Source organism: Humidesulfovibrio sp., from assembly GCF_035560995.1.
Taxonomy (GTDB): domain Bacteria; phylum Desulfobacterota; class Desulfovibrionia; order Desulfovibrionales; family Desulfovibrionaceae; genus Humidesulfovibrio.
In genome coordinates this window covers 1-7,315 of record NZ_DATMYK010000330.1, presented here as the reverse complement: position 1 = coordinate 7,315, position 7,315 = coordinate 1, and the positions used below count along the sequence as shown (strand labels likewise).

The following is a 7,315-nucleotide window of genomic DNA, read 5'->3' as shown; positions in this document are numbered from 1 at the left end:
GCTCATATGTGTTCTCCTGAGAGGATGGTATCGTTTCCGGCAGCGCGGAACCAAGCCGTATAGACGGAAGATTCCCGGCCGTCAAGCTCCGGGGCCTCCGCTCGGGCCACGAACTTGGCCTTTTCGGCACTGCTCCGTTCTGGTACCCTCTTCCGCATGTCGAAGCAAGTATTCCTTTCTTCCCACCGCGCCTACCGGCAATCCGTGCGTGCGCAGGCTGGCGAAACCTGCTTCCAGGTGGTGCTGGAGCACACGGATCTTTTCGTCACCGCCCAGGCCGACCTGCGCGAGCCCATGCTTGACCTGGTGCGCACCCTGCGCGGCGAGCTCAAGAACTTCATGCTCATGACGCCGGGCTTCCGCGAGAGCCTGGTGCCCGTGCCCGTCCCGGACGACGCGCCGCTGGTGGCGCGCGAGATGGCCCGCGCAGCGGCGGCGGTGAACGTGGGCCCCATGGCCGCCGTGGCCGGAACCTTCGCCCAGCTGGTGGCCGACCACTTCGCCCCCATAAACCCGAACATCATCGTGGAAAACGGCGGCGACCTCTACCTGCACTCCACGCGCGAGCGCACCGTGGCCCTTTTGGGCGACCCGGAATCCGGAGCGCAGCTCGGGCTCTCGCTCTCGCCCAAAGATTTCCCGCTGAGCCTGTGCGCGTCCTCGGCCTTCATCGGGCCCTCGCTCAGCCTGGGCAAGGGCGAACTGGTGGTGGTGCGCTCCAAAAGCGGCGCTTTTGCCGATGCCGCGGCCACGGCGCTGGCAAACCTCATCGACACGGCGGACGACCTGGACCTTGTGCTGGCGCGGGCCAGGAAGATGGCCCCGCTGGGGCTTGAGGGCGTGTTCGTGCAGGCGGGCGGCAAGCTCGGCGTGTGGGGCAAGATGGAGCTGGTGGCCTTAGAGGCCGAGGCGCAATTCTGAGGGGCAATGTGTAGGGCGCACACAGGGCCGGAAGACTAGAGCAATCCCCAGCGCGCCCCGCGCACGGGCCAGGCCGGAAATTCCGCGCCCGCCTTGAAGCCCACGCCCACCGCGCCCTTCTGCGCATAGAGCGCAAAGGCCCAGGCCGGATCGAAGCCGCTCGTCGTGGCCGACCAGAAGCCCTCGGCTCCCACAGTGCCCAACTCGACAAGCCCGCTCGGCACGGCTGGATTGGCCCGGCCCGCATCCACCAAAGATTCCAGCTCGCGGATCTCCGGCAGACGCCAGTCCTCGCCCTGCGAGGCCGCGAAGACAAGCGCCCCCGGCCAGTCCAGCAGCCCGGCGGAAAGCCGTCCCGGATGCAGCCACACAAGCCCGGTGAGCCGGTCCAGCACGCCCTGCTCCCCATTTCCAGCCAAGGCCTCGAAACGCGGCGCGGGCCAGGGCAGGCCCAGGCGCAACTCCCCGTCCTGGCCGCTGCCCGCGCAGGGAAGCGCCGCGCCCGCGGCATCGAAACAGACCTCCTGCCCGCTGCGCGGCAGCACTGCGCCCGCGCCCCGCACGGGCCAGAGCAGCCGGAACTCGTCCTTGCGGCTGTAGAACAGCCTGCCGCCCTCCAAGTGCAGGTTCCAGGCGTAGTTCTCCTGCCCGGCCTTGCTGGTGCTGCTCCAGTACCAGCCCAGAAACACGTCGCGGAAGGGATGCCCGGCAGGCAGCGCGGGCTGGCGCGCGCCGTGGTCGATGAGGGAGCGCAGCTCCACGCGGTTGGGCATGCGCCAGTCGGAAAAGCCGAGAAAATGTTGCTGATTCAGCTCGGCCACCGCGGCCAGGGCATCGGGCCAGCTGAGGGGAAAGCCCTGAACATTGGCCGAGCGCGGCCAGACAAGGCCCGTGGCGGCGTCATGGACCACCTCGGGGCCGAGGAGCCGGAAGCGTTGGTCCATGCGATCCCCTTGTGCGTCCCTGCCCGAAGGCGCGGCGCGTGCGAAAGGTGCGGAAGGTCCTGCTACTGCGGCGTGACGCCCGGGGAGCGGGCCGCGCGGATGGCCGAGAGCGTGTCCTGGTAGGCGGCGCGGGCCGGGGCCGAAGCCGCGCGCGACACGGCGCGCTCGGCCAGATCCTGGGCCTCCTCCAGCTTGCGCCCGCGCTTCAAAAGCACCCAGGCCAAATTGTTCATGACCTCCGGGTTGCCGGGCAGGCGCTCCAGGGCGGCGCGGTACTCGGCCTCGGCCTCCGGCAGCTTGCCCTGGCCGTAAAGCAGATTGCCCAGGTACAGCCGCGCCAGGGGCTCGCGGTTCATGGCCTGGCGATATTCCGCCGCGGCGCGCTCGGCCTCGCCCTTGGCCTCGTAAGCCATGCCGAGCTTCACATGCTCCGCGCCGGAAAGCGGGTCGTCGTGCACGCTGATGCGCGGCATGGAGGAACAGGAGAAGCATCCCACGGCCAGCGCCCCAAGGAGCAGCAAGGCAAGCGGCAGACGTTTGCGGCTCATTTGCCCTCCCCGGCCGGAGCCTTGCCCGGCGTCACCAGAAGCAGCCAGCGGTCGGCCCCGTCCCAGGCCGAAAGGAACTCGCCCCAGGTGAGGCGCACGCCCTGCCTGCGGCCGGAATTGGCCGTCACTCCCTGGCCGTCGTACCCGGTGATGACCATGAAATGCATGACGCGGATGCCGCCGAAGCCCTCGTTCACCATGACCAGGGGAGGCACGCCCGCGTTCACGGCGTCGGCCAGGTCCTGGGGCGCGCCGCGGCGGAAGCTGCTGCCATGGCCCCGCCCGCGTGGGTACAGCGCCAAGTCCAGACTCAGGGTGCCGCGCAGGTCCTCGCGGTATATGGCGCGGGAGATGTCCTCCGGCGTGGCGGGATCGCCCAGGTGGTTCAGCACCATGGCGAGCGAGGCCGGGCCGCACTGGTGGTCCTCCTGCGCGTGGAAGGGCACGCCGCGCACCTCGCCCCGCCCCGGCGGCGGGGTGAAGCCCTGGGGCAGCGGCGCGCAGGCGCTGAGGGCCAGGGCAAACGCAAGGGCCAACACAAGGACGTGCGCTGGCAAAAACGCGAGGACCGCCCCGGAGGGCGGTCCTGAATGCCGTTTCGGGCGTGCGCGGTCCATTGCCCTCAGCCGGGTCACCGTATGGTGACCGTCTTGTCGCTGAGCTTCAGGATCACGATGACCAGCAGCACGATGACCAGCAGGCCGATGACGAAGCCGATGCCGTCGCCGCCCGCGTCCAGCGCGTCCAGCTGCGAGGCCAGGCCGTGCAGTTCGGAATCCGACACCTGGGACAGCTTGGCCGAGATCTCGGCGTCGGAGTAGCCCAGGGCGGAAAGACGCGCCTTGACGGCCTTGTTCTCCAGCACCTTCTGCACCGAGGCCAGATCCTGGCTGCGCAGCTCGGAGCTCATGCTCATGGCCGTGGGCACGAGGCTGGCCTCGGCTTTGGGCACGAAGGAGAACAGACTCATGACGGCGATGAGGATGAAAGCGGTGTGGCGCATAAGCGTCGTGTGAAGGATCGACTGCATGTGGCCTCCTGTGTGGCTGATGAAATGCCTTGCAATGACGGAATCGCAGTGGCGTTACGCAAGGAAAATTCTACGTATGCGCCAGGCAGGCCTCGCCAAAACAGCGGCTGCGGCGCGCGAGGCCTTCATACAAAGTCTGCGGCTTTGCTGTCAACGTTTGGAGCAAAAACCGCGGACCTCGCCGCAAGCGCAGGGCCAGACTCCCGGGAAACGCTCCCGCCTACTCCGCCGCCCCTGCCTCCTGGCGCACGGCCAGGGCGAAGGCCTCCACCTCGGCCTCGGTGGTGGCGAAGGAGGTCATGAACCGCACCACGTTCGTTGCATAGTCCCAGGTATAGAACGCGAAACGCTTTTGCAGGCTTTCGATGACCTGGGGCTTCAGCGCCGCGAACACGGCGTTGGTCTGCGGAGTCTGGACGATGCGCACGCCCGGCGCATCCGCGAGCTTTTCGGCCAGCAGGCGGGCCATGAGGTTGGCATTCCGGGCGTTCTCGCGCCACAGGTCGCCCTCCAGCAGGGCCAGAAACTGCGCAGCGATGAAGCGCATCTTGGAGCAGAGCTGCATGCCCTGCTTGCGGATAAAGGGAAAATCTGCCGCCAGCTCCGGCCGGAAGAAGACCACGGCCTCGCCGAACATGAGGCCGTTTTTCGTGCCGCCGAAGCTGAGCGCGTCCACGCCGGCATCGCTCGTCATTGCACGGAATTCGCAGCCCAGGGCCGCCGCCGCGTTGCCCAGGCGCGCGCCGTCCATGTGCAGCAGCAGGCCGTTGGCGTGGGCGAAGTCCGCCAGGGCGCGTATCTCCGCCAGGCTGTACAGGGTGCCAAGCTCCGTGGCCTGGGCGATGGACACCGCGCGGGGCTGGTTGTGGTGCTCGTTGCCCAGGTGCAGCAGAAAGGGCTCAAGCAGCGCGGGCGTCAGCTTGCCGTCCGGCGTGTCCACGTGCATCAGCTTCGCGCCCAGGTGCCGCTCCGGCGCGCCGCACTCGTCCACGTTGATGTGCGCCGTGGCCGCGCAGAGCACGGCGTGGTGCGGCTTGGTCATGGCCTGCAGGGCCAGCACGTTGGCCGCCGTGCCCAGGAACACGAAGAAGGCCTCGGCGCTTTCGCCCAGCACTTCCTTGAAGCGCAGGCGCGCGGCCCGGGTCAGGTCGTCGTCGCCATAGGCCTTGGCCGGGCCGTGGTTGGCCTCGGCCAGGGCGGCCATGACGCGGGGATGCACGCCCGCGTAGTTGTCGCTGGCGAAGCAGGGAGCGTGGGCCATGGCCTTACAGCGCCAGGGCCCGCTTGATGCGCGCCAGGCTCTCGGCCTTGCCCAGCACGCACATGGTCTCGAACAGGCCGGGGCTGGCGGTCTTGCCGGTCAGGGCCACGCGCAGGGGCTGGGCCACGGCCTTGAACTTCAGACCGCGCTCGTCCAGGAAGGCCTGGGTGGCGGCTTCCAGGGCCTTGTGGTCCGCGTATTCCGCCGGGGCTTCGTAGATGGGCAGAAGCGCGGTGAGCAGCTCGCGCGCTTCCGGCTTCAGCTGGTCGGCCACGGCCTTCTCGTCGTAGGCCAGGGCGGCGGAATCCACCAGGAACAGCCGGGCCATGTCCGCCATTTCCACCAGGGTCTTGGCGCGGGGCTGCAACAGGGGCACGATGCTCTCCAGGTAGGCGGGATCAAGCTTGAGGCCGTCCTGCTCCGCGATGTACTCCGGCAGCAGCGCGGCCAGACGCGCGGGCGCGGCTTCCTTGATATAGTGGGCGTTCAGCCATTCCAGCTTCTTCACGTCGAAGACCGAAGGCGAGTTGCCCAGGTTGCCGGTGCCGAAAAGCTGCACCAGCTCCTCGCGGCTGAAGATCTCCTGGTCGCCGTGGCTCCAGCCCAGACGCGCCAGGTAATTCACCAGGGCCTCCGGCAGGTAGCCCATGGTCTTGTATTCCATGACGGAGAGAGCGCCGTGGCGCTTGGAAAGCTTGGCCTTGTCCGGCCCAAGGATCATGGGCACGTGGCCGAACTCGGGCACGCTCCAGCCGAAGGCCTGGTACAAGAGGATCTGGCGCGGGGTGTTGGCCACGTGGTCGTCGCCGCGCAGCACGTGGGTCACGGCCATGTCGTGGTCGTCCACCACCACGGCGAGGTTGTACGTGGGCGAGCCGTCGCTGCGGCGCAGGATCATGTCGTCCATTTCCGCGTTCTGCACCGCGGTGGGCCCCTTCACCATGTCGTGGAAGGCGGTTACGCCGTCCTGCGGGGTCTTGAAGCGCACCACATGGCCCGCGCCGGGGCCAAGGCCCTGTTCGCGGCAGCGGCCGTCGTACTTGGGCTTTTTCCCTTCGGCCCGCGCCTTTTCGCGCATGGCCTCCACTTCGTCCGGGGTGCACTTGCACCAGTAGGCGTGGCCGGTCTCGAGCAATTTGTCTATGTAGCTGTTGTAGAGGTCGAAACGCTGGCTCTGGAACACGGCGGTTCCCTCGGCGGCCAGGTCGAGCCAGGCCATGGCCTCGATGATGGCGTCCGTGGCTTCCTTGGTGCTGCGCTCGCGGTCGGTGTCCTCCACGCGCAGCAAAAAATGCCCGCCCTTGTTCTTGGCCAAGAGCCAGCTGAAGAGCGCGGTGCGCGCGCCGCCGATGTGCAGGTAGCCGGTGGGGCTGGGGGCGAAACGGGTGGTGATGCTCATGGCTTAGGCTTCCTCGACCGCTTTGACCTGCGGCACTTCCTTGAGCACGATGCGCTCGACGCCGTTGCGCAGGGTCATCTTGGACATGGGGCAGGTCTTGCAGCGGCCGGTCAGCCGCACCTTCACGATGCCCTTGTCCGTCACCTCGACCAGCTCCACGTCTCCGCCATCGGCCTGCAGCATGGGCCGAACCTTGGCCAGGGCGGCCTCCACTTTCTCGCGCATGTGTGTCCTCCAATGAAATAAACCCGGCACTGGGGCCGCCAAAGGGGACGGCCAGCGGGCGAAAATTCTGGGCGCAGAACTACGGCCTTTGAACCTACCTGTCAACGAAGCCCAGCCGCGCAGGTCCAGCCGGGGCAAGCCCCCGCGCCCGACTCCGTGCCCGGCCCGGCGCGCAACCGTTGACGCCCTGCCCGCTCTCCGCTACTTCCATTATGTCTATTTTCCCATAATCCGTGACAGGAGAAACCCCATGCGCAAACTCATCCTCGCTTTGGCCGTGCTGCTTTTCGCAGTGCCCGCCCTGGCCCTCACCCTTTCCGAAACGCCCAAGGCCAAGGTGACCGAATCCTACGGCGCGGGCAAAAACGTGTTCAGCCTGGCCACCGGCAGCCCCGGCGAACTGGGCCTGCTGAAGGAACTGGGCGAGGCCTTCGCCAAAAAGGCCGATGCGCGCATGGACTGGGTGAAGGCCGGTAGCGGTGAATCCCTGGACTACCTGAAGGCCAAGCAGGTGGACATGATCATGGTGCACGCCCCGGCGGCGGAGAAGAAGGCCGTGGCCGAAGGCTGGGCCAATGGCCGCGTGCTCATCGGCTCCAATGAGTTCTTCATCGTCGGGCCCGCCACTGGGCCCGCGGCCGACCCGGCGCACATCGCCCACGCCAAGACCGGGGCCGAGGCCTACCAGAAGATTGCGGCCGCGCAGGCCAAGTTCTTCTCGCGCGGCGATGACTCCGGCACGCATCGCAAGGAAATCTCCATCTGGAAGATGGCGGGTGTCATCCCGGCGGGCGACTGGTATGTCGTCACCAAGGCCTTCATGACCGCCACGCTCAAGCGCGCCAACGACGAGGGCGGCTACTTCATGACCGACTCCAGCACCTGGGCGGCGGAAAAGAAGGCCCTGCCCAAGCTGAAGATTCTCTTCAAGGGCGACAAGTACCTGGTGAACACCTACCACGCCCTGGCCGCGCCCGCCGGAACCAC

General features: G+C 67.6%; 9 protein-coding genes. 2 read left to right on the top strand and 7 right to left on the bottom strand.

Going from position 1 to position 7,315, the window contains the following annotated elements; translation table 11 throughout:
• Positions 1-156: 156 nt before the first annotated feature.
• Positions 157-921, top strand: a complete 765-nt coding sequence (locus VN419_RS13260) for a UPF0280 family protein (protein WP_325647694.1) — start codon at positions 157-159, stop codon at positions 919-921.
• A gap of 35 nt (positions 922-956) precedes the next feature.
• Here the strand turns inward: VN419_RS13260 and VN419_RS13255 are convergent, their stop codons facing one another.
• From VN419_RS13255 to VN419_RS13225, 7 genes are all read right to left on the bottom strand, one after another.
• The gene (locus VN419_RS13255; protein WP_325647693.1) at positions 957-1,865 is read right to left on the bottom strand and encodes a DUF1566 domain-containing protein; all 909 of its coding nucleotides are present in this window, start codon (positions 1,863-1,865) and stop codon (positions 957-959) included.
• A gap of 62 nt (positions 1,866-1,927) precedes the next feature.
• Positions 1,928-2,413 carry a tetratricopeptide repeat protein gene (locus VN419_RS13250; RefSeq protein ID WP_325647692.1) on the bottom strand — a complete coding sequence of 162 codons (486 nt, stop codon included), beginning with the start codon at positions 2,411-2,413 and terminating at the stop codon, positions 1,928-1,930.
• Complete coding sequence (locus VN419_RS13245; protein WP_325647691.1) at positions 2,410-2,949, bottom strand: C39 family peptidase; 540 nt, start codon at positions 2,947-2,949, stop codon at positions 2,410-2,412. Before VN419_RS13245 ends, VN419_RS13250 begins: the two co-directional genes overlap by 4 nt.
• A 95-nt stretch (positions 2,950-3,044) precedes the next feature.
• A complete protein-coding gene (locus VN419_RS13240) occupies positions 3,045-3,443 on the bottom strand; it encodes a PA2779 family protein (protein ID WP_325647690.1) in 399 nt (132 codons plus the stop codon).
• 220 nt (positions 3,444-3,663) lie between these two features.
• Complete coding sequence (locus VN419_RS13235; RefSeq protein ID WP_325647689.1) at positions 3,664-4,704, bottom strand: low specificity L-threonine aldolase; 1,041 nt, start codon at positions 4,702-4,704, stop codon at positions 3,664-3,666.
• Positions 4,705-4,708: 4 nt separating this feature from the next.
• Entirely contained in the window at positions 4,709-6,103 is a 1,395-nt protein-coding gene (gltX, locus tag VN419_RS13230) for a glutamate--tRNA ligase (protein ID WP_325647688.1), read from the bottom strand.
• Positions 6,104-6,106: 3 nt separating this feature from the next.
• Positions 6,107-6,328, bottom strand: coding sequence for a NifU family protein (locus VN419_RS13225; RefSeq protein WP_325647687.1), 222 nt, complete (start codon positions 6,326-6,328; stop codon positions 6,107-6,109).
• Positions 6,329-6,578: 250 nt separating this feature from the next.
• Here VN419_RS13225 and VN419_RS13220 point away from each other — a divergent pair.
• Positions 6,579-7,315, top strand: a 737-nt coding sequence (locus tag VN419_RS13220; RefSeq protein WP_325647686.1) for a substrate-binding domain-containing protein, incomplete at its 3' end; no start/stop codon positions are given.

Excerpts from the sequence above, each read along its gene's own strand:
- VN419_RS13260 (WP_325647694.1), top strand. The coding sequence starts at position 157 with ATGTCGAAGCAAGTATTCCTTTCTTCCCACCGCGCCTACCGGCAATCC.
- VN419_RS13255 (WP_325647693.1), bottom strand. The coding sequence starts at position 1,865 with ATGGACCAACGCTTCCGGCTCCTCGGCCCCGAGGTGGTCCATGACGCC.
- VN419_RS13250 (WP_325647692.1), bottom strand. The coding sequence starts at position 2,413 with ATGAGCCGCAAACGTCTGCCGCTTGCCTTGCTGCTCCTTGGGGCGCTG.
- VN419_RS13240 (WP_325647690.1), bottom strand. The coding sequence starts at position 3,443 with ATGCAGTCGATCCTTCACACGACGCTTATGCGCCACACCGCTTTCATC.
- VN419_RS13235 (WP_325647689.1), bottom strand. The coding sequence starts at position 4,704 with ATGGCCCACGCTCCCTGCTTCGCCAGCGACAACTACGCGGGCGTGCAT.
- gltX (WP_325647688.1), bottom strand. The coding sequence starts at position 6,103 with ATGAGCATCACCACCCGTTTCGCCCCCAGCCCCACCGGCTACCTGCAC.
- VN419_RS13225 (WP_325647687.1), bottom strand. The coding sequence starts at position 6,328 with ATGCGCGAGAAAGTGGAGGCCGCCCTGGCCAAGGTTCGGCCCATGCTG.